Raw genomic sequence first — 20,175 nt, 5'->3', positions numbered from 1 at the left:
TGCGCGGGCAGGAAGTTCATGCCGGGCGAGCCGATGAAGTGGCCCACGAAGACGTGCGCCGGCCGCTCGAAGAGCGCATCGGCGGAGCCCACCTGCACGGCACGGCCGCGCGTCATCACCACCACTTCCTCGGCGAAGGTGAGCGCCTCCACCTGGTCGTGGGTGACGTAGATCAGGGTGAGCTTGAGCTCGTGGTGGATCTGCTTCAGCTTGCGGCGCAGCTGCCACTTCAGGTGCGGGTCGATCACGGTGAGCGGCTCGTCGAAGAGCACGGCGGCGACGTCCTGGCGCACGAGGCCGCGGCCCAGGGAGATCTTCTGCTTCTGGTCGGCCGAGAGGCCTGCCGCGCGCATGTCCAGCTGGTGGCTCATCTCCAGCATCTCGGCGATCTGGCCCACGCGCTGGCGGATCTGCGCCTCGGGCACCTTGCGGTTCTTCAGCGGGAAGGCCAGGTTCTGGGCCACGGTCATGGTGTCGTAGATGACCGGGAACTGGAACACCTGGGCGATGTTGCGCTCCTGGGGGCTGGCGCGGGTGACGTCGCGCCCGTCGAACAGCACCCGGCCGTGCGAGGGCACGAGCAGGCCCGACATGATGTTGAGCATGGTGGTCTTGCCGCAGCCCGAGGGGCCCAGCAGCGCGTAGGCGCCGCCGTCCTCGAATTCCATCTTGAGCGGCAGCAGCGCGTAGTCGCTGTCCTGCTGGGGGTTGGGCTTGTACGAATGCGCCAGATCCAGGCTGATGCGTGCCATCTCAGCGCCCTCCCCGGCGCTCGGGCGAGCGGGCCAGCAGGCCGTCCGCGCCGAAGACATAGACCTGCTCGGGGTCCAGGTGCAGCGCCAGGGGCGCGGCGAGTTCGAAGTGGTGCACGCCCGTGAGCTGGGCCACCAGGCTGCCCACGGCGGTGGTGACGTGCACGAAGGTGTCGGAGCCGGAGATCTCGGCCAGCTCCACGGTGCCAGGCAGGCTGAGGTCGCCCGGGCGGGCCTGCACGCGCAGGGCGCTGGCGCGCACGCCGGCGGTGAGCGCGCCAGCGGCCGCCCCGGCGGGCAGCGGCACGGCCAGCAGCGGGCCGGCCTGCCCTGCAGCGCCCTGCAACTGCACACCGCCAGGCGCGGCCTGCGCGGGCAGCAGGTTCATGGGCGGGTCGCTGAAGGCGCGCGCCACGTCCAGCGAGCAGGGGTGGTGGAAGACCTCGGCTGTGGGGCCGTACTGCAGCAGGCGGCCCTCGCCCAGCACGGCGGTGTAGCCGCCCAGCAGCAGGGCTTCGGCCGGCTCGGTGGTGGCGTAGACGACGGTGGACTGGCCGGCAGCGAAGAGCTGCGAGAGTTCTTCGCGCAACTCTTCGCGCAGCTTGTAGTCGAGGTTGACCAGGGGCTCGTCCAGCAGCATGAGCGGCGCGCCCTTGGCGAGCGCCCGCGCCAGGGCCACGCGCTGCTGCTGGCCGCCGGAGAGCTCGGCGGGCAGGCGCTCGAGGAACATGTCGATGTGCAGGCGCTGGGCCAGCTCGCGCACGCGGGCCTCGATGTCCGAGCGCGTCTCGCCGCGCAGCTTCAGGGGCGAGGCGATGTTGGCCGCCACCGTCATCGAGGGGTAGTTGATGAACTGCTGGTAGACCATGGCCACGTTGCGCTCGCGCACGGGCATGCCGGTGACGTCGGCGCCGTCCACGAGCACGCGCCCGGCCGTGGGCGTGTCCAGCCCCGCCATGATGCGCATCAGGCTGGTCTTGCCCGCCTGCGTGGCGCCCAACAGCACCGTGACGGCATCCGGGGCCAGCGCCATGTCCAGCGGATAGAGGTGGGTGGCGGCGCCGTGGCGCTGCGCTACACCTTCGAGCGAGAGTCTCATGGACGGTCCTGGTCGTTGAAGCGATGGGCTCTGTGCAGGTGCGCAGGGCTTACAGGTCGCTCGCCAGCTTCCACTGCCGCAGCTCGTACACGGTGCCGGGGCGCACGGGGGCCTTGGTGCCGGCGGATTCGCGGCGGCGGCGGAAGCTGTGGATGGGCGTGGCGGCGGGATCGATCAGGATCTCCACCAGGCTGGGCCCGTCGTGCGCGAAGGCCTGGTCCAGGGCGGCGCCGATGTCCTCGGGGTGCGCGACCTTGATGCCCAGCAGGCCCATGGCGGTGCCTGCGCCCGCGTAGTCGGGCTTGCTGCCGATGGCCAGATCGACCGACTTGCGCAGGTCTTCGAAGAAGGCTTCCTGCCACATCTGCAGCCAGCCCAGGGTGCCGTTGTTGATGACGATGTTGACCACGCGCATGCCGTTCTGCGCCAGGGTCGCCAGCTCGCCGATGGCGAAGGAGTGGCCGCCGTCGCCCGCCAGCGTCACCACCCGGCCGCCCTGGCCGCGCAGCACGGCCGCCGCGCCGATGGCCGCCGGCGAGGCATAGCCCAGGCCGCCCTGGCCGCGTGCGTAGATGAAGCGCCGGCCCACTTCGGTGGCGGGGATGTACTGGGCGATCCAGCCGGCGGAGAAGCTGGCGTCGCTGATCACCACGTCCTGGGGCCCCAGCCGGCTGGCGATGCCGGCCATGACCGCGGGCGGGATGATGGGCAGCTGGGTGCTGGCCTTCTCCGCGTCCAGCCGGGCCTGCTTCTCGGCCTTGACGGCGGCGATGCGTTCCAGCCAATCGGGCTGCGGCGCTGCATCCACCATGGCGTTGAGCACTTCCAGCGTGGCGCCGATGTCGCCGCACAGCGCCACCGTGGGCTGGAAGGTACGGCCGTGCTCCGTGGGGTCGATGTCGATGGTGATGTTGGCCTGGCCGGCCAGCGGCAGCGTCCAGTTCATGGCGGTGTTCTGGCTGGCCTTGCTGCCGCACCAGATCAGCAGGTCGGCTTCCTTGACCAGCTGGATGGCTGCCTCGCTGCCCAGGGGGTTGAGCACGCCGGCCGCGTAGGGGCGCGTTTCCGGCACGCTGCCCTTGCCCGAGAGGCTGGAGACGTGCAGCGGCTGGATGCGGTCGCACAGCGTGGTCAGCAATTCGGCGGCCCGGGATGCATGGACGCCGCCGCCCGCGATCACGGCGGGACGGCGGGCACGGGCGATCAGTTCGGCCGCGCGGCGCAGCTCGGCGTCTTCCGGGCGGTAGCGCATCGAGGGCGAGCGCACGCAGCGCGCGTCCACGGGCGGGATGTCCGTGCCGTCCCAGGGCGCGTCCATCACGTCGTGGGGGACGATGATGACCACGGGCCCGGGCCGGGGCGAGGTGGCGATGCGGAAGGCCGAGCGCACGATGTCGGGCAGGGCGGTGACGCTGGGCACCATGAAGGTCGCCTTGGCGATGCTCTGGAAGAAGCCCTGCTGGTCGAAGCCCTGCGAGGCCACGCCCTTGTGGCGCAGCGTGACCCAGTCCACCGGCAGTTCGCCCACGATGCAGACCATGGGGATGGAGGCGTTGTAGGCCTCGACGATGCCGTCCGTGAGCTTGGTGGCGCCCGGGCCCACGGTGACGTCGCACACGCCGGGCTTGCCGGTCAGGCGGGCATAGGCATCGGCCGCGTAGGGCGCGCTGCGCTCGTCGCGCACGAGGATGTGCTCGATGCGCGGGCTCAGGCGGTCGATGCCCTGGTGCAGCGCGGTGGTCTGCCCTCCGGGCATGCCGAAGACGAATTCCACTTCGTAGTCCAGCAGCATCTGCGCGATCAGGTCGCCAACGTGTTTCATGGTCGTTCCAGTCAAGACAAGAGAAGAAAGGGGAAGAAGGAAGGACGGGGCGGGCGGCGCCGCCGCTTTCAGGCGGCCAGCGCCTGGCGTTCGTCCTGCGGCTCGCTGCAGAGCTCGGCCAGCGAGCGGGCGGCGCGGCCGAAGGCGCGGAACTTGCGCGCGTAGGCCTCGTGGCGGGCCGGGTCCGGTTCATGGACGCGCTCGACATGGACCATGCGCTGCATGGCTGCGGGAAAGTCGGGATAGGCGCCGATGGCGATGGCCGCGCACATGGCGGCGCCCCGGGCCCCCACCTCGCCGCCCTGGGTGACCTCCACGCGCAGGCCCAGCACGTCGGCGAACATCTGCGACCAGACGGCGCTGCGCGAGGCGCCGCCGGTCAGCCGGATGCTGCTGACCTGGGCCCGGTCGCGGCCCTGGAGCAGGGCGTCGATGTCCAGCTTGTGGGCGAAGACGATGCCCTCGAAGATGGCGCGGATGATGTCCGAGCTGTCGTGGCCGGCCTTGAGGTTCAGGAAGCCGGCGGGCGCGCCGTTCGGGCCGCCGAACAGGAAGGGCAGGAACAGGATGTCGTTGGGCCTCTGCAGCGCCGCGCCCAGGTGCTCGGCGCAGGCGTCGTAGATGGAGACCCCGCGCCGCGCCGCGGCCTCCAGCGCATCGGGGCCGAGGATGGTCTTGCAATACCACTCGAAGTTGCTGGCCGAGGTGGGCGAGCCCTCGGTCGCCAGGTAGCGGCCGGCGACGGGGTAGGCGATCTGCAGCAGCGGCAGCGTGTCCAGCCGCGGCGCGTCGTGCAGGGTGGAGTTGATGCTGAAGGTGCCCGCGATGATGCTGAGCTGGTGCGGCGCGGCCACGCCCGAGGCCATGGCGCCCGCGCACACGTCCACCATGCCGCAGACCACCGGCGTGCCCTGGCGCAGGCCGGTCTGCGTGGCGGCGCGCGCGCTCACCGCACCCACCACGTCGGTGCTGCCGTGGATGCGGGGCAGCTTGCCGCGCCAGGCCTGCAGGCCCAGGTCCTCGTAGAAAGCGTCGGGGTAGGTGCCGGTGGCGACGTCGATGAGGCCGCCCAGGCCGGCGTCGGTGATGTCGGTGGATACCTCGCCGCACAGCTGCGCTCTGATGTAGTCCTTGCAGAAGATCACCGTGTCGGTGGCCTCCAGCGCCGCAGGCTCGTTCTCCGAGAGCCAGCGCAGCAGCGGCGCGGGCTGGCCCAGCCACAGCCGCTGCTGTATGCGCTGGCCGTTGCGCAGCGCGCGGCCGTCGCGCTCCCAGCCGGCCAGGATCTGCGCAGCCCGGCTGTCGGTGGACATGACGCCCGGGCGCACCGCCTGGCCATGGCGGTCCACGCAATACAGGCCCGCGCCGTAGCCGGATACGGACACCGCGGCGATGTCGCCGGCATCCACCTGGTGCTGCCGCAGCAGCTCCTGGACGGCCTCGCACAGGTCGCGCCACATCGCGCCGGCATCCCGCTCCGTGTGGCCGGGGGCCGGGAACGAGATCGGATTGCGCCGCCGCGTCACGCCGACTTCCCTGCCGTCGAGGTGGAACAGGACCGCCTTCGTCATCGTGTTGCCGGCGTCCAGTCCCAACAGGTATTGGGTCATGTCTTGTCTCCTTTTTTGCCTAACTCGTTATTACAAGTTAAGGCTTGTTCTTGCGCTGGATCGGAAGTCTATCGACGGCCTGTTGCGCGTCAATAAGGTCGATGGCACTTGTTTCTAGGTACTTTCGCTAGCATGCTTCGGGAAAGCTGCGCGTCATCATCCGCATCCGTTCAAGAGCATGTCTTGAATATGTAATGACAAGTTGGGGCGCCAGCCCCGGATAGGAGAGACGAGCCATGCGTCTTCGGAGCGAGTTGCTGGACCAGGTGCGGGCGCAGCCCGACATCGATGTGCTGATCGTCGGCGGCGGCATCAACGGCGTGGGCCTGCTGCGCGATCTGGCAGCCCAGGGCGTGGGCGCGGTGCTGGTGGACAAGGGCGATTTCTGCAGCGGCACCAGCGCCGCGCCTTCGCGCCTGGTCCACGGCGGCCTGCGCTACCTGGAAACGGGCGAATTCGCGCTGGTGCGCGAGTCGGTGGAAGAGCGCAACCGCCTGCTGCTCAACGCGCCGCACCTGGTGGTGCCGCTCGCGGTCTGGGTGCCGCTGTCGAGCTGGTGGGCCGGGCTGCTGCGGGCGCCGGGCCGGTTCTTCGGCTGGACGCGCGCCCCCGGCGCCAAGGGGGCGCTGGTGACCAAGCTCGGCCTGGTGTTCTACGACTGGTTCGGCCGGCATGTGGGCGGCGTGCCGCGCCACCGGCTGGTGGGCGGGGCGGACATGCGTGCCGCCATGCCGTCGATATCGCCACGGACCCGGCTGGCCGCAGAATTCTTCGACGCGCGGCTCGTCCACCCCGAGCGGCTGACGCTGGAGCTGGTCGCCGATGCCGAGCGCGACTGCCCGCAGGCGCTGGCCGTGTCCTACCTGGCGCTGGAATCCGGCGCCGGCCCCGAGGTGGTGCTGCGCGACCAGATCGGCGGCGAAGCCATCGCCGTGCGGCCCAGGCTGGTGGTCAACACCACCGGCGCCTGGGTGGACCGCGTCGATGCGCGACTGGACGTGCGGCACCGCTTCATCGGCGGCACGCGCGGCTCGCACCTGGTGCTGCGACATGCCGCGCTGGCGGGCGAGCTGGGCGACCGTATGCTGTATTTCGAGACCGGCGACCACCGCATCTGCCTGGCCTATGCCGTGGGGCCCGACCTGGTGCTGCTGGGCACCACGGACATCCGCACCGACGACCCCGACGATGCCTGCTGCACCGGCGCCGAGATCGACTACCTGCTGCGGGAGCTGCGCGTGGCTCTGCCGCGCATCGACGTCGCACCCGGGCACATCGTCTTCAGCTATGCGGGCGTGCGTCCCCTGCCGGCGGCCGACGGCGTGGTGGCCGGTGCCATCAGCCGCGACCATTCGCTGCGCGTGCTGCCGGCCGAGGGAACGCGCCCCTACGACATCCTGACCCTGGTGGGTGGCAAGTGGACCACCTACCGGGCCTGCGCCGCGCAGATCGCCGACGCCGTGCTGGCGCGCATGCAGCGCCGGCGCCGGGTGGACACGGCCGGCCTGCGCATCGGCAGCGCGCGCGACTGGCCCGAGAGCGCCGAGCAGGCCGCACGCATCGAAAGGCTGGCCGCCAGGCCGGGGCTTGGCCGGACCGTGGCCCAAGGGCTCTGGGCCCGCCATGGCTGCGATGCCGAGCGCGTGGCCGATGCCATCGCACGCACCGGCCTGCAGCCGATTCCCGACCTTCCCGGCTACACCGTGGGCGAGATCGCCTACATCGCCCGCGAACAGCGTGTCGGGCGACTGGCCGACGTGGTTCTGCGCCGCACGCTGATCGCCTTCGAAGGGCGCTGCACCCCGCTCGCTCTGCAGGCCATCGCCCGCTGCGTGGGCGATGCACTGGGCTGGAGCAAAGAGCGGATGCAGCAGGAGACTGCCGCCACCGCGACGCTGCTGCGCGAACGCCATGGTGTACAAATGGGCGATCCCTCCCTGCCACCCGCGTAACGCGCCCGATGACCGATCCGCAAGCCACCGACCCGAAAGCCCCCTCCCGCGCCAGCGCCCACCCCCCGCAGTCCACCGAGGCCCACGGGCCGCTCTGGTCCCAGGTCAAGCAGTCCGTGCTGCGCATGATCAGCGACAACGCCCTGCCGGCCAACGCCCCGCTGCCTTCGGAAAAGGAGCTGTGCGAACGCTTCGGCGTGTCGCGCACGGTGGTGCGCGAGGCGCTGAACCAGCTGGTCTATGAGCATGTGATCTACAAGCGCCAGGGCAAGGGCGCTTTCGTATCGGGCCGGCGGGAAGAGCAGAACTTCGTCGGTTCGGTCGTGGGCTTCTCGGGCGAACTGCTGGACCGGCACAAGCGCATCACGCGCCGCGTGCTGCGCCAGCAGTCGTGCCTGCCGAGCGAGCGTGCGCAGCGGCACCTGCGCCTGCCTGCCGGCGAGGGCATCGAGTCCCGGGTGGTGGAGGTGTCGCGCGTGCAGATGGTCGATGGCATTCCGCGCATCCTGGTGCATCACAGCATTCCCGAGCAGCTCACGCCCGGGCTGGACCAGGTGCCGCTGCAGACGCGCTCCCTCTACGACGTGCTGCAGAAGCAGTACGGCCTGATCTTCAAGCGTGCCGACCGCTGGATCGAGGCGGTCACGCCCACGCCCGAAGAGGCCGACCTGCTGGAAATCCCCCATTCCAGCCCGCTGCTGGCGATCGAGTCCTGCGCCCTGTCGGAAAGCGGGCGGCCGATCGAGTACTACTACGCCCTGTTCCGTACCGACCTCGCCTCGCTGCACGTGCGCATCGGCTGATGCCTGGCGTCCCGGGAGGGGTCAGTACGACTTCGGCAGGCCGAGCACCTTCTCGGCGATGAAGCACAGGATCAGCTGCGGGCTCACGGGCGCGAGGCGCGGGATCCACGATTCGCGCATATAGCGCTCCACGTGGTATTCCTTGGCGTAGCCCATGCCGCCGTGGGTCAGGATGGCGCGCTCGCAGGCGTGGTAGCAGGCCTCGGCCGCGAGGTACTTGGCGGCGTTGGCCTCGGCGCCGCAGGGCTGGTGCCGGTCGTAGAGCCAGGCGGCCTTCTGCACCATGAGGTGCGCGGCCTCCAGCTCCATCCACGACTGCGCCAGCGGGTGCTGGATGCCCTGGTTCTGCCCGATCGGACGGCCGAACACCTCGCGCTCCTGCGCATAGCCGGCCGCGCGTGCCAGCGCCGCGCGGCCCAGGCCCACGGCCTCGCTCGCGATCAGGATGCGCTCGGGGTTGAGGCCGTGCAGGATGTACTGGAAGCCCTTGCCTTCCTCGCCCACGCGATCTTCCACGGGAATGCGCAGGCCATCGATGAAAACCTGGTTGGAATCCACGCACTTGCGGCCGAGCTTCTCGATCTCGCGCACTTCCACCGTGCTGCGGTCCAGGTCGGTGTAGAACAGGCTCAGGCCTTCGGTGCCGCGGCACTCCTCCAGCGGCGTGGTGCGCGCCAGCAGCAGGATCTTGCTGGCCACCTGCGCGGTGCTGATCCACACCTTCTGGCCGTGCACCACGTAGTGGTCGCCCTGGCGCACGGCGCGGGTCTTCAGCTTGAGCGTGTTCAGGCCCGTGTTGGGCTCGGTCACGCCGAAGCAGGCCTTGTCGCGGCCCTGGATGAGCGGCGGCAGCCAGCGCGCCTTCTGTTCCTCGGTGCCGAACACCACCACCGGGTGCAGCCCGAAGATGTTCATGTGCACGGCCGAGGCGCCCGACAGGCCCGCGCCCGTGGCCGAAATGGTGTGCATCATCAGCGCGGCCTCGCTGATGCCCAGGCCCGCGCCGCCGTAGGCCTCGGGCATGGCGATGCCCAGCCAGCCGGCATCGGCCAGCGCCTGGTGGAAGTCGTGCGGGAAGCCGCCATCGCGGTCCTTCGCGAGCCAGTAGTCGGCGTCGAAGGGCGCGCAGACGCGCCCGATGGCATCGCGGATCTGTTCCTGTTCCGGCGAGAGCGCGAAGTCCATCATGCGCCTTTCGTGGCCGGGCGGATCACCTTGTCGGGCGACTCGCCGTAGGGCGGGCTGTAGATCACCAGCAGCTTCACGGGCGTGTCGCTGGTCACGGTGAACACGTGCATGCGGTCGGCCGGGAAGAAGCACATGTCGCCCGGCACCATGTCGAAGGACTCGCCCTCCACCTCGGCGCGGGCCGTGCCCTCCAGCAGGTAGCAGGCCTGCTCGATGCCCGGGTGGGCGTGCGGCAGCGCGCCGCCGCCCTTGTGCAGGGTGCCGAGCAGCACTTCCATCTGGCGCGCGCCGACGGTCTCGGGGCCGATGAGGCGCTGGTTCACGGTGTGGTGGTGGTTGGCGGGCTGGTAGCCGGGCACCTGGGCGGCGCGCACCAGGTAGCGGGAGGGTGAAACAGTCGTGGTCATGGCGGTCATGCGTGCGTGGGAAAGAGGGTCATGCGCCGTCTCCGGCGGCGCGGCAGGCGCGCTGCGCGAGCAGGGCGTCGATCTGCGCGGGCGTGTAGCCGGCCCCGGCCAGCAGGCTGCGCGTGTGTTCGCCCAGGCGCGGCGCGGGGGGCAGGCTGCGCTGCGGGGGCGTCGCGGACCAGCGGGTGGGATGCGCCATGGCGTGCATCGGCCCCTCGGTGGGGTGCTCGGTGCCGTGCACGAAGCCGGTGGCGCGCAGCTGTGGGTTGTGCAGCAGGTCGGCCGGGGAATTCATCGGCATGTTGGGCACGTCGGCCGCGTCCAGCAGCGCCTGCCATGCGGCCGTGGTGCGGGTGCGCAGGATGCGCGCCACCTCGGCGTACACGGCGTCGATGTGCGCTGCGCGCGCGCCGTGCGTGGCGAAGCGCGGGTCGTGCGCCAGGCCTCCATCGCCGTCCTCGCCGATCGCCGCGAAGAAGCTGCGCCAGTGCTTGTCGTTGTAGATCAGCACGCAGAGCATGCCGTCGGCCGTGGCGTAGGGTTTGCGGTGGGCCGTGAGCAGGCGCGCATAGCCGGGCTCGCCCAGCGGCGGCTCGAAGGTGAGGCCCGCCATGTGGTCGCCCAGCACGAACTGCGCCATGGCCTCGAACATCGGCACGACCACCGCCTGGCCCCGGCCTGTCTTCTCGCGGGCGTAGAGCGCCGCCGTCACGGCGTACACCGCGTGCAGGCCCGTCACCCGGTCCGACAGCGTGGTGGGCGCATACGACGGCTCCGGCGCGCCGTAGCGCTGCATGAGCCACGGAATGCCGGTGGCGCCCTGGATCAGGTCGTCGTAGGCGGGGCGCGCGGCGTCCGGCCCCTCCTGGTCGAAGCCGCAGCAGCTCACGTGGATGATGCGCGGGTTGCGTGCGCACACCGCCTCGTAGTCCAGCCCCAGCCGGGCCAGCGCCTGCGGCCGCACATTGCTGATGAGCACGTCGCAGCCCTCGGCCAGCCGCAGCGCCGCCTCGCGCCCATCCGGGTGCTTCAGGTCCAGCGCGATGCTCTGCTTGCCTGCGTTCGCATGCAGAAAGATATGCCCCATGCCCGCATGCCGCATCGGCCCCACATGCCGCATGTTGTCGCCCTCGGGTGTCTCCACCTTCACCACCTCCGCACCCAGCTGCGCGAGGATCTGCGTGGCGAACGGCCCCATGATCACCGAGGTGAGATCGAGCACGCGCACGCCCGCCAACGGACCGGTGCGTGAAGCGGATGGAGCAGGGGAAGAAGAGTCTTTCATGTCGTATTCCATTGAGCAGCGCTCATTCATGCTCACGGCCTGCGCAAGCGCGCGGCCCAGTCCAGCGGACGCCGCGCAAGGGCCGCCCCGCCGCGCTGGCGTCGTCACCCTTCCCGGCGAAGCCGAGAGAAGGGGGAAGCGGCGCAGCCGCTCAGGGGGTTGTCGCCTGAATACCGGCTTGCTGGATCAAGGCACGCCAGTGCGCCAGCTGCTGCGCCACGTACTGCGCGAACTCCTCCGGCGTCCTGCTGGGCCAGACCTGGAAGCCGATCTGCGCGAGCTTGTCCTGCGTGTCCTTGTCGGCCAGCACGGCCTGCAGCTCGGTGTTGAGGCGCTGCACCACGGCGGGCGGCATGCCGGCCGGGCCGAAGATGCCGTTCCATGAGGTCAGGTCGAACCCCTTCACCGTCTGCCCGACCGGCGGCACGCCCGGCAGCAGGGGCGAGGGCTGGGCGGTGGTGATGCCCAGCGTGCGCACCTTGTCGCCCGTGAGCATGGTCTTGCCCGAGCCCAGGTCCACCACGTAGGCCTGTACCTGTCCGCCCAGCAGGTCGGTGAGCGCCTGCGGGCTGGACTTGTAGGGCACGCCCAGGATGTCCACCTTCGCGATGTGCTTGATGCTCTCCATCGCCACCAGCGAGGTGCTGTTGGGCGTGGCGTAGCTCAGCGTGCCGGGATGGGCGCGGGCGTAGTCGAGGAACTCGGGCAGGGTCTTGACCGGCAGGGCCGGGCTCACCACGAGCGCGAAGGGCAGCTCGCCCACCCGGGCCACGGGCGTGAAGTCCTTGATGGGGTCGTACTTGAGGCTGGTGTAGAGCGCCGGGTTGGCCGAGTGCGAGGTGTTCGTGGTCATGAACAGCGTGTAGCCGTCCGGCCTGGCACGGGCCGCCAGCACCGCGCCCACCTGGGCGTTGGCGCCGGGCTTGTTGTCCACCAGCACCGGCTGCTTCAGGCGTTCGGACAGTTTCTGGCCCACGGTGCGCGCCACGGCATCGGTGCCGCTGCCCGCGGCGAAGGGCACGATGAGGGTGATGGGCGCATTGGGATAGGCGGGCGCCTGCGCCAGGGCCGCCGTGGCGGCGAGCGCGGCTGCGGCGCCGCAGGCCCGCAAGAGGGCGCGGGGATGGGAAAAGCGCATGGTATCTGTCTCCTGGAATGCGGCCTCTGTGCCCGGGCCTGGAAGGCATCTTGGGGGCGCCATCCATTCGCGTCCAATTCAATCGTTGAAGCGTGCGATAGCTTTTGCGAATGGTTGCGGCGCTTCCGGCCTGCGGGACGGAGCACAATAGGCACCTCGCCCGCGTGCAGCGCAGCGGCTCCGCCGGGATGCCGAGCTGCCCTGCACCCCCAGCGCCACTGCCGCGCTGGTACCCGACGACACCCACCAGAGAGTTCCACCGCCTTGTCCCCCGCGCATTTCGTCCTGCACGACGTCTTCGGCTACGACCAGTTCCGCGGCCCGCAGCAGGCCATCGTCGAGCATGTGATCGCCGGTGGCGATGCGCTGGTGCTCATGCCCACGGGCGGCGGCAAGTCGCTGTGCTACCAGGTGCCGGCCATCGTGCGGCGCGATGCGGGCCGGGGTGTGGCCATCGTCGTGTCGCCGCTGATCGCGCTGATGCACGACCAGGTGGGCGCGCTGCACGAGGCGGGCGTGGATGCGGCCTATCTCAATTCCACGCTGGACTGGCAGCAGACGCAGGAGTTGGAGCGGCGCGTGGCGCGCGGCGACATCACCATGCTCTATGCCGCGCCCGAGCGGCTGACCACGCCGCGCTTCCTGGAGCTGCTGGACGGGCTGCACCAGCGCGGGCAGCTGTCGATGTTCGCCATCGACGAGGCGCACTGCGTGAGCCAGTGGGGCCACGACTTCCGGCCCGAATACCGCGCGCTCACCGTGCTGCACGAACGCTATCCGGGCGTGCCGCGCATCGCGCTCACCGCCACGGCCGACGAACTCACGCGGGCTGACATCGTGGAGCGGCTGCAGCTCGAAGGCGCGCAGCATTTCGTCTCCAGCTTCGACCGGCCGAACATCCGTTACACCATCGTCGAGAAGAAGGAGCCGCTGGCGCAGCTGCTGCGCTTCATCGAGCGCGAGCACCCGGAAGACGCGGGCGTGGTCTATTGCCAGTCGAGGAAGCGCGTGGAGGAGATGTCCGCCGCGCTGGTCGATGCGGGCCTGAAGTCGCTGCCCTACCACGCGGGCCTGCCGCCCGAAGTGCGCCAGGAGAACCAGGACCGCTTCCTGCGGGAAGAGGGCATCGTCATGGTGGCGACCATCGCCTTCGGCATGGGCATCGACAAGCCCGACGTGCGCTTCGTGGCCCATGTGGACATGCCCAAGAACATCGAGGGCTACTACCAGGAAACCGGCCGCGCCGGCCGCGACGGGCTGCCCGCCGATGCCTGGATGGCCTACGGCCTGCAGGACGTGGTGAACCAGCGCCGCATGATCGACGAGAGCCCCGCGGGCGAGGAGTTCAAGCAGGTGATGCGCGGCAAGCTCGACGCGCTGCTGGGCCTGGCCGAAGCCACGGATTGCCGGCGCGTGCGGCTGCTGGGTTACTTCGGCGAGCCTTCGGAACCCTGCGGCAACTGCGACAACTGCCTGAACCCGCCGGCCGTCTGGGACGGCACGGACGCCGCGCGCAAGCTGCTGTCCACCATCTACCGCGTGCACGAGGCGAGCGGCCTGACCTTCGGCACCGGGCACATCATGGACATCGTGCGCGGCAAGGACACGGAGAAGATCCGGCAGTTCGGCCACGACAAGCTCTCCACCTTCGGCGTCGGCAAGGAATACACCGAGCCGCAGCTGCGCGGCGTGCTGCGCCAACTGCTCGCCACGGGCGCGGTGGGCCTGCACAAGGTGATGCTGGAGAGCGGCCACAGCTTCGACACGCTGAGCCTTACCGAAGGCTCGCGCCCCGTGCTCAAGGGCCAGGTGCCCGTCCAGCTGCGCGAATCCACCGCCAGCACGCCGGCCAGGCGCACGCGCCGCAGCACCGCGCCGCCGGCCGCCGCCGCCAACCTGGGCCCGGATGCCCAGGTGCGCTTCATCAACCTCAAGGCCTGGCGCGCCGAGGTGGCGCGCGAGCACAACCTGCCGGCCTACGTGATCTTCCATGACGCCACGCTGGCGGCCATCGCGGAGCGGCAGCCCGCCTCGCTCGCAGACCTGCAGGGCATCAGCGGCATGGGCGCCAAGAAGCTGGAGGCCTACGGCGCCGATGTGCTGCGCGTGTGCGCATCGGCGGGCTGAGCGGACGGCCGGTCCTTCAGCAGCGTGCGCGTGATCGCGCGCCCGATCTGCTCGAACAGGCGCCCCGCCTGCCGCATCTCGTCCATGCCCTCGGCACAGGTGGCCACCACGATCGCGTGCGCGCCGCCATCCTGCGGATCGATCACGCCCACGTGGCAGGCGCGGTGGTACTGCGTGCCGGTCTTGTGGATGAAGCGCACGGTGCGCGGCAGGCCGGCTTCCAGCCGGTAGGCGTCGTAGGTGTCGAACTTCAGGTCCCTGTAGAGCATCTGCTGGTGCGGCGGCGTCAGCAGCTGGCCGCGCACCAGCTTCTCCAGCATGCCGCCATAGCCCGCGAGGGTGGCGGTGTTGGCACCCCGCGCGTAGTAGCGGTCGTAGGCCTCTTCCATCGTCTTCACCTGCAGCTCGTCCTTTTTGACCTGCAGCGTGCGCGCCAGCGCCTGCACGCGCTGCGGGCCCATGGGAGCGGCGGCCAAGCGCACCAGGTCCATCGGCGCGATCTCGCGCGCGCGGGGATGCAGCTCCGCGTACACATCCTGGCGCACCTGGGTGAAGTTGGTGAGCGGGCCCACGTTGCGCGCGCCCATGAGCGCCTGCGCGCGCGTGTTGAACGTCTCCAGCCCGATGGTGCGGATCAGCAGGTTCGCCGCGGTGTTGTCGCTGTCCATCAGCATGCGGCGCAGCAGCGTCTCGACGCTGTGCTGCGTGCCCACGGGCTGCCAGACCAGCGCGCCGGAGCCGTCGATCTTGTCGCGCTCCTCCACGCGCAGTTCCTGGTCCAGCCGCAGGCGGCCCTGTTGCACCTCCTGCAGCACGGAGATGGCCAGTGGTAGCTTCGCGGAAGAGGCCAGGTACCAGCGCCGGTCGGCCTGCCAGGCGAAGGTCTCGCCGTTGTCCAGCCGCTTGACATACAGGCCGAACTGGCCGGGCGTTTCGCGTTCGAGCTTCTGCACCTGGCTGCCCAGGGCTTCGGCCCAGGCGGGGGCGGCCAGCGCCCGCTCAGGCGTCGTCGTCCACAGCGCCGTCAGCAGGGGCAGCGCCGCCGCCAGCGCCGGGCGGGCGAGCCGCCGGCGCATCGCCCGGCGGCGTGTTGCCGGTGGAGCGGGAGGGCAGGGTGGGGCAGCGTGGTTCATGCGGTCTCCCGTCGGACAGCAGGCCCGACTGGCAGAGGGCGATGCCCACCTGCCGGAGCGCGCGATCGGACCGGGCCGTGGAAGGTTCGCCGCGCGTGCAGGCCACCACCAGCACGCGCGGCCCCGGGTGGGAACGCGGCACGGTGACGAGCCCGGAATCGCATGTTCGTGCGCGCTGCGTGCCGGTCTTGTGGGCGAAGCGCGCACCCGGCGGTAGTCCCGCCTTGATGCGCTGGGTGCCGGTCTTCACGCGCTCCATCACGGACAGCAGGTAGGCCGTGTGCCGGGCATCGAGCGCGCGGCCTTCCACGAGTGCCTGCAGCAGGTCGGCATAGGCATCGAGGTGCCCGCTGTTGAGCCCGGTGGCGTAGTAGGTCTCGTAGGCGGAGGCCAGGTCCGTGGGCGCGAGGGAGCGCTCGGGCACGCGCAGCAGCGTGGCCAGCGCGGACCGTGCCGCCGCGTCGCCATGCAGCCGCTGTTGCTGCCGCAGTGCCAGGAAGTCGGTGCCGGAGAGGTGCGATGCCGCGGGCGTGAGCACGCCGTACACGTGGCGGCGCACGTCGGCCAGCGAGGTGATGCGCCCGAAGCCCCGGGGCACCAGCGACTGCACCACCGCGTTCACCGTGCCGATGCCGACCAGGCCGATGAGCATGTCGGTGGCGGTGTTGTCGCTGTAGACGATCATCTGCTCCAGCAGGTAGCGCACGGTCAGCGGCGTGCCCACGGGCCGGCTGTTGGTGGGACCCGCGCCATCCACGTAGTCGGCCGCGCGCAGGGTGAGGGGCGTCTCCAGCGTGAAGTCGCCGCGCTCCACGCCGCGGAGCACCGCGATCGCCACCGGCACTTTGACCGACGAGGCCAGGTACCACGGCTCCGTGCCGTGCAGCGATGCGGAGGCGCCCGTGTCCAGGTCGCGCACGTACACGCCGATGCGCACGCCGCTGTCCGCCTCCACCCGCGCCAGCGCACGCTCCAGCGGCTGCACCCAGGCTGGCGCGGAGGATGGAGCGGTCAGCGTGGCGGATGGTGCATCCGCGGCCTGCGCGTGCGCCGTGCCCGTGGCGATGTGCCACAGCGCGGAGGTGGCGCAGGCCAGGAGCCTGAGCTGGCGCAGAGGGCGGGCCGGGCGGAACAAGGGGCGTGGGGATGCGGGTATCTGGGGCATGCGGACGGTTTCGGAAACGGACGCGACGGGTCCACCCTAGCGCCGGCGCGCGCGCGGCGCCGTAGGGCAATGCCCCTTGCGGCCTGCAGGGTGGCCAGGAGCGCGCCATACACTGTATTTACAATCAGTGTTCCAATCGCGCCATGCCGGACATCGCCCTCCAACGCATCCATCGCACCCGCCTCTTGCAGATCTGGCGGTCCGCGGGCTGGCCTTGCCGCGATACGGTCGAGATCGACCTGCTCGCCGCCGGCATGCTGCGCCTGGTGCCGGAGCCGGGCGGGCACGAGGTGCTCCGCCTGACCGACGCGGGCATCGCCTGCCTGGCGCAGGCGCGGCAGCGCAATGCGCGGGCGCTGAGTGCCCACGACCGGCTGGCGATGCGCTTCGCGGAGCAACTGCTCTCGGCGGGCCGCATCGTCTGGCGGGAGCTGTCGCTGCGCGCCGCCGTGGAGGCGCTGCCACCGCCAGTTGCTGCGCCTCTGCCTCCGGCGGCGGCCGGCCGTGGCGCCCTCGCCGGACTGTGGGACGGGGAAGACGCCGGCACCGGCGCCTGCCTGCCGCCGCCCGCGGTGGCGCGGGTGTGGCGCATGGCCCGGCCCGACCTGTTCTCGATCCGCCACACCAGCGTGCCCGCCTACCTGCAGCCCATGGTGCACGAGGTGAAGGCGAGCCGCGCCGACCTGCTCTCCGACCTGCGGCATGCGGCCAAGCGCGAGGCCTACCAGTGGCTGTGCGAGGAGTGCTACTACGTCTTTCCCGCGGGCATTGCCGAGCCGTCGGAAATTCCCGAGCCCTTCGGCGTGTGGGTGCTGCACGGCCCGATCGAGACCGGCCGCTTCGAGCTGCTGCGCCCCGCGCGCCATGCCCGGTGCCCGCTGCCTTTCGCCGTCTGGATGGCGCTGTGCCGCGCCACGCCCCTGCACAGCGAAGGCGAGCCAGCACAGGCGCTGCTGGGCGAGGAGGGCGGCGCGCCGGCCTCCGACGTGCGGCCAGAGGCGCCTGCGGCGGCGCCCTCCGCCGCTCCCTGACGCGCCCGCCCATGCGGATGGCAGCGGAGGAAACGGCCATGGAGCCCGCGCACCCTGGAGTGCCCGGTGCCGGGCCTGCGCCGCCGCAGGGCTATACCGTGGCCGTGCGCGAGCTGTGCGAGTTCACCGCCAAGCAGGGCGACCTCGACCTGCGCTTCACCCCGGCGCCCACGGCGCGGGAGGGCATGGCGGGCCATGCCGCGGTGGCGGCCCGGCGGGCGGCCGAGGCCCCGGGCTACGAGGCCGAGGTGCCGCTGGAAGGCGTGTGCGGGCTGCTGCGCGTGCGGGGCCGCGCCGACGGTTTCGATGCCGCGGCGGGCCGCGTGGACGAGGTCAAGACCTTCAAGGGCCGGCTCGACCGCCAGCCGGCCGCCCACCGCGCGCTCCACTGGGCGCAGGCCCGGGTGTACGGGTGGCTGCTGTGCGCCTCGCGCGGCCTGCCGGGGCTCACCGTGTCGCTGGTGTACCTGGATATCGGCACCCAGAAGGAAACCGTGCTGTCCGAGGAATGGACGGCGCAGGCGCTGCAGGCGCATTTCGAGGCGCTGTGCGGCCGTTTCATGGACTGGGCTGCGCAGGAGGTGGCCCACCGGGCGGCGCGCGATGCCGCGCTGCGCACCTTGGCCTTCCCGTTCGCCGGGGGCTTCCGTGCAGGCCAGCGGCCCCTGTCCGAAGCCGTGTACCGGACCGCCGTCGCCGGCCGCTGCCTGCTCGCGCAGGCGCCCACGGGCATCGGCAAGACGGTGGGCACGCTGTTCCCGCTGCTCAAGGCCGCGCCGGGCGCGGGCATCGACAAGGTCTTCTTCCTCGCGGCCAAGACCTCCGGGCGGCAGGTGGCCCTGGACGCGCTCGCCCGCATCGCGGCGGCGCCCGCGCAGGGCCCGCAGGGAGAGGCCCCCGCGGCGCCCCTGCCCCTGCGCGTGCTGGAACTGGTGGCGCGCGAGAAGTCTTGCGAATATCCGGGCAGCGCCTGCCATGGCGACGCCTGCCCGCTCGCGCGCGGCTTCTACGACCGGCTGCCGGCCGCGCGGGCCGATGCGCTGCATCCGCCCGGCGGCGAGGCGCCGGCGCCGCTGGACCAGGCCCGCGTGCGCGATGCCGCCCTGCGCCACGGGGTGTGCCCCTACTACCTGGGCCAGGAGCTCGCGCGCTGGGCCGACGTGGCGGTGGGCGACTACCACTACTACTTCGACATGGGCGGCCTGCTGCATGGCCTGGCGCAGGCCAGCCAGTGGCGCGTGGCCCTGCTGGTGGACGAAGCGCACAACCTGGTGGAGCGCGGCCGGCGCATGTACAGCGCGGAGCTGTTGCCGGATTCGCTCTTCCAGGCCCGCCGCTCGGCCACCGCCGGCGCCGTGCCGGCCGTGAAGAAGGCGCTGGACCGCGTGCGGCGCTGTTGGGTGGCGATCGACCGGGAGCAGCCGGGCGACTACGCCGTGCTGGAGGCCTTTCCCGGCAAGCTGCTGGCGGCGCTGCAGCAGTGCTCGGTCGCGCTGGGCGAGCACTTTGCCGAGCATCCGGAGCAGATGGACGCAGCGCTGCAGACCTTCCACCTGGAAGTGCTGCAGTTGCTGCGCATGGCCGAACTGCTGGATGCGCATTCCATCGTGGACGTCAGCCGCCCCGCGCAGGGCGCCGCCGGCAGTTCCGTGGTCTGCGTGCGCAACCTGGTGCCCGCGCCGTTCCTGGGGCCGCGCCTGCAGGCCGCGCAGTCGAGCACGCTGTTTTCCGCCACGCTGCAGCCCATGGACTACTACGCCGACCTGCTGGGCCTGCCGCAGGACCATGTCCGCACCGACGTGGCCTCGCCCTTCCGCGCGGCGCAGCTGCAGGTGCATATCGCGCGCCACATCTCCACGCGCTATGCCCATCGCGCGGCCTCGGTGCAGCCCATCGCCGACCTCATGGCGGGGCAGTTCGCGGACCGGCCCGGCAACTACCTGGCCTTTTTCAGCAGCTACGACTACCTGCAGCAGGTGGCGGAGGTGTTCGCGCAGCGCCATCCCGGCGTGCCGCACTGGTGCCAGTCGCGCCGCATGCAGGAGGCCGGGCAGCGCGCGTTCCTGGAGCGCTTCACCGAGCAGGGCCGGGGCATCGGCTTCGCGGTGCTGGGCGGCGCCTTCGCCGAGGGCATCGACCTGCCCGGCCGCCGGCTGATCGGGGCTTTCCTCTCCACGCTGGGGCTGCCGCAGGTGAACCCGGTGAACGAGCAGGTGCGAGAGCGCATGGACCGGCTCTTCGGGGCCGGCTACGACTACACCTACCTCTACCCGGGCCTGCAGAAGGTCGTGCAGGCCGCGGGCCGGGTGATCCGCACGCCCGAGGACGAAGGCGTGGTGCACCTCATCGACGACCGCTTCGCGCGCGCGCAGGTGCGGCGGCTGCTGCCCGCGTGGTGGGAGGTGGGCACGGCCGCGTGGCCGCCAGGAGCCGCGTAGCCGCAGCGCAACAACGTCGCACGGTGGGTTGGCGGCCGGCGCCGGATGCCCTTATCATCCGCGCCCTGCCAACCCGCAACCCCTCCTCGAGCGAGATTTCCATGCCCCGCCGCCTCCGTTCCTGCTGAACGACACGTCACACGAAGCCCCCGGCCTCAAGCCGTGGGTTATGCCACTCGTGTGGGCATGAGAAATCCCGACGGCGCCTGACGGCGCCCTCCGGTT

Annotated in this window: 15 protein-coding genes; 5 read left to right on the top strand and 10 right to left on the bottom strand. The window is 71.1% G+C overall.

Annotated elements, in window-relative coordinates:
- The 4 genes from T336_RS0110630 to T336_RS25020 all read right to left on the bottom strand — a co-directional run.
- Nucleotides 1–752: ABC transporter ATP-binding protein (locus T336_RS0110630; protein WP_026432526.1), on the bottom strand; the 752-nt coding region annotated here is incomplete at its 3' end.
- Nucleotide 753: 1 nt separating this feature from the next.
- Nucleotides 754–1,851: an ABC transporter ATP-binding protein gene (locus T336_RS0110625; RefSeq protein WP_026432525.1), complete on the bottom strand. Its 1,098-nt coding sequence runs from the start codon at nt 1,849–1,851 to the stop codon at nt 754–756.
- Between the two features lie 49 nt (nt 1,852–1,900).
- Nucleotides 1,901–3,673 carry a thiamine pyrophosphate-binding protein gene (locus tag T336_RS0110620; RefSeq protein WP_026432524.1) on the bottom strand — a complete coding sequence of 591 codons (1,773 nt, stop codon included), beginning with the start codon at nt 3,671–3,673 and terminating at the stop codon, nt 1,901–1,903.
- 68 nt (nt 3,674–3,741) lie between these two features.
- A complete protein-coding gene (locus tag T336_RS25020; protein WP_051647117.1) occupies nt 3,742–5,283 on the bottom strand; it encodes an FGGY-family carbohydrate kinase in 1,542 nt (513 codons plus the stop codon).
- A 236-nt stretch (nt 5,284–5,519) separates the two neighbouring features.
- Here T336_RS25020 and T336_RS0110610 point away from each other — a divergent pair, with 236 nt between their 5' ends.
- Entirely contained in the window at nt 5,520–7,235 is a 1,716-nt protein-coding gene (locus tag T336_RS0110610) for a glycerol-3-phosphate dehydrogenase/oxidase (RefSeq protein ID WP_026432523.1), read from the top strand.
- Between the two features lie 8 nt (nt 7,236–7,243).
- Nucleotides 7,244–8,038 (top strand): GntR family transcriptional regulator, encoded by a 795-nt coding sequence (locus T336_RS0110605; RefSeq protein ID WP_019701036.1) that lies wholly within the window; start codon nt 7,244–7,246, stop codon nt 8,036–8,038.
- Nucleotides 8,039–8,059: 21 nt separating this feature from the next.
- Here the strand turns inward: T336_RS0110605 and T336_RS0110600 are convergent, their stop codons facing one another.
- The 4 genes from T336_RS0110600 to T336_RS0110585 all read right to left on the bottom strand — a co-directional run bounded on the left by T336_RS0110600 (nt 8,060) and on the right by T336_RS0110585 (nt 12,056).
- Nucleotides 8,060–9,223 carry an acyl-CoA dehydrogenase family protein gene (locus T336_RS0110600; RefSeq protein WP_026432522.1) on the bottom strand — a complete coding sequence of 388 codons (1,164 nt, stop codon included), beginning with the start codon at nt 9,221–9,223 and terminating at the stop codon, nt 8,060–8,062.
- Nucleotides 9,223–9,642 (bottom strand): cupin domain-containing protein, encoded by a 420-nt coding sequence (locus T336_RS0110595; protein ID WP_026432521.1) that lies wholly within the window; start codon nt 9,640–9,642, stop codon nt 9,223–9,225. Before T336_RS0110595 ends, T336_RS0110600 begins: the two co-directional genes overlap by 1 nt.
- 19 nt (nt 9,643–9,661) lie before the next feature.
- Nucleotides 9,662–10,918: a CaiB/BaiF CoA transferase family protein gene (locus T336_RS0110590; RefSeq protein ID WP_035225706.1), complete on the bottom strand. Its 1,257-nt coding sequence runs from the start codon at nt 10,916–10,918 to the stop codon at nt 9,662–9,664.
- 151 nt (nt 10,919–11,069) lie between these two features.
- Nucleotides 11,070–12,056 carry a Bug family tripartite tricarboxylate transporter substrate binding protein gene (locus tag T336_RS0110585; RefSeq protein ID WP_026432519.1) on the bottom strand — a complete coding sequence of 329 codons (987 nt, stop codon included), beginning with the start codon at nt 12,054–12,056 and terminating at the stop codon, nt 11,070–11,072.
- A gap of 264 nt (nt 12,057–12,320) precedes the next feature.
- On the opposite strand from T336_RS0110585, the gene recQ reads away from it, so the two are divergent.
- On the top strand, nt 12,321–14,183 hold the full coding sequence (gene recQ, locus T336_RS0110580; protein ID WP_026432518.1) for a DNA helicase RecQ: 1,863 nt from the start codon (nt 12,321–12,323) through the stop codon (nt 14,181–14,183).
- Here the strand turns inward: recQ and T336_RS0110575 are convergent.
- A complete protein-coding gene (locus T336_RS0110575) occupies nt 14,141–15,259 on the bottom strand; it encodes a serine hydrolase (protein WP_026432517.1) in 1,119 nt (372 codons plus the stop codon). The two genes, recQ and T336_RS0110575, sit on opposite strands and share 43 nt — an antisense overlap.
- On the bottom strand, nt 15,183–16,481 hold the full coding sequence (locus T336_RS0110570) for a serine hydrolase (protein ID WP_026432516.1): 1,299 nt from the start codon (nt 16,479–16,481) through the stop codon (nt 15,183–15,185). Before T336_RS0110570 ends, T336_RS0110575 begins: the two co-directional genes overlap by 77 nt.
- A 143-nt stretch (nt 16,482–16,624) precedes the next feature.
- On the opposite strand from T336_RS0110570, the gene T336_RS0110565 reads away from it, so the two are divergent.
- Nucleotides 16,625–17,512: a hypothetical protein gene (locus T336_RS0110565; RefSeq protein WP_035225669.1), complete on the top strand. Its 888-nt coding sequence runs from the start codon at nt 16,625–16,627 to the stop codon at nt 17,510–17,512.
- Nucleotides 17,513–17,550: 38 nt separating this feature from the next.
- Entirely contained in the window at nt 17,551–19,950 is a 2,400-nt protein-coding gene (locus tag T336_RS0110560; protein WP_026432514.1) for an ATP-dependent DNA helicase, read from the top strand.
- Nucleotides 19,951–20,175 lie beyond the last annotated feature (225 nt).

Origin of the sequence: Paracidovorax oryzae ATCC 19882 (genome assembly GCF_000687165.1) — a bacterium.
Classification (GTDB): Bacteria; Pseudomonadota; Gammaproteobacteria; order Burkholderiales; family Burkholderiaceae_C; genus Paracidovorax; species Paracidovorax oryzae.
Note: the sequence above shows the minus strand (reverse complement) of the source record. Positions and strands in the feature narration are given on the sequence as shown.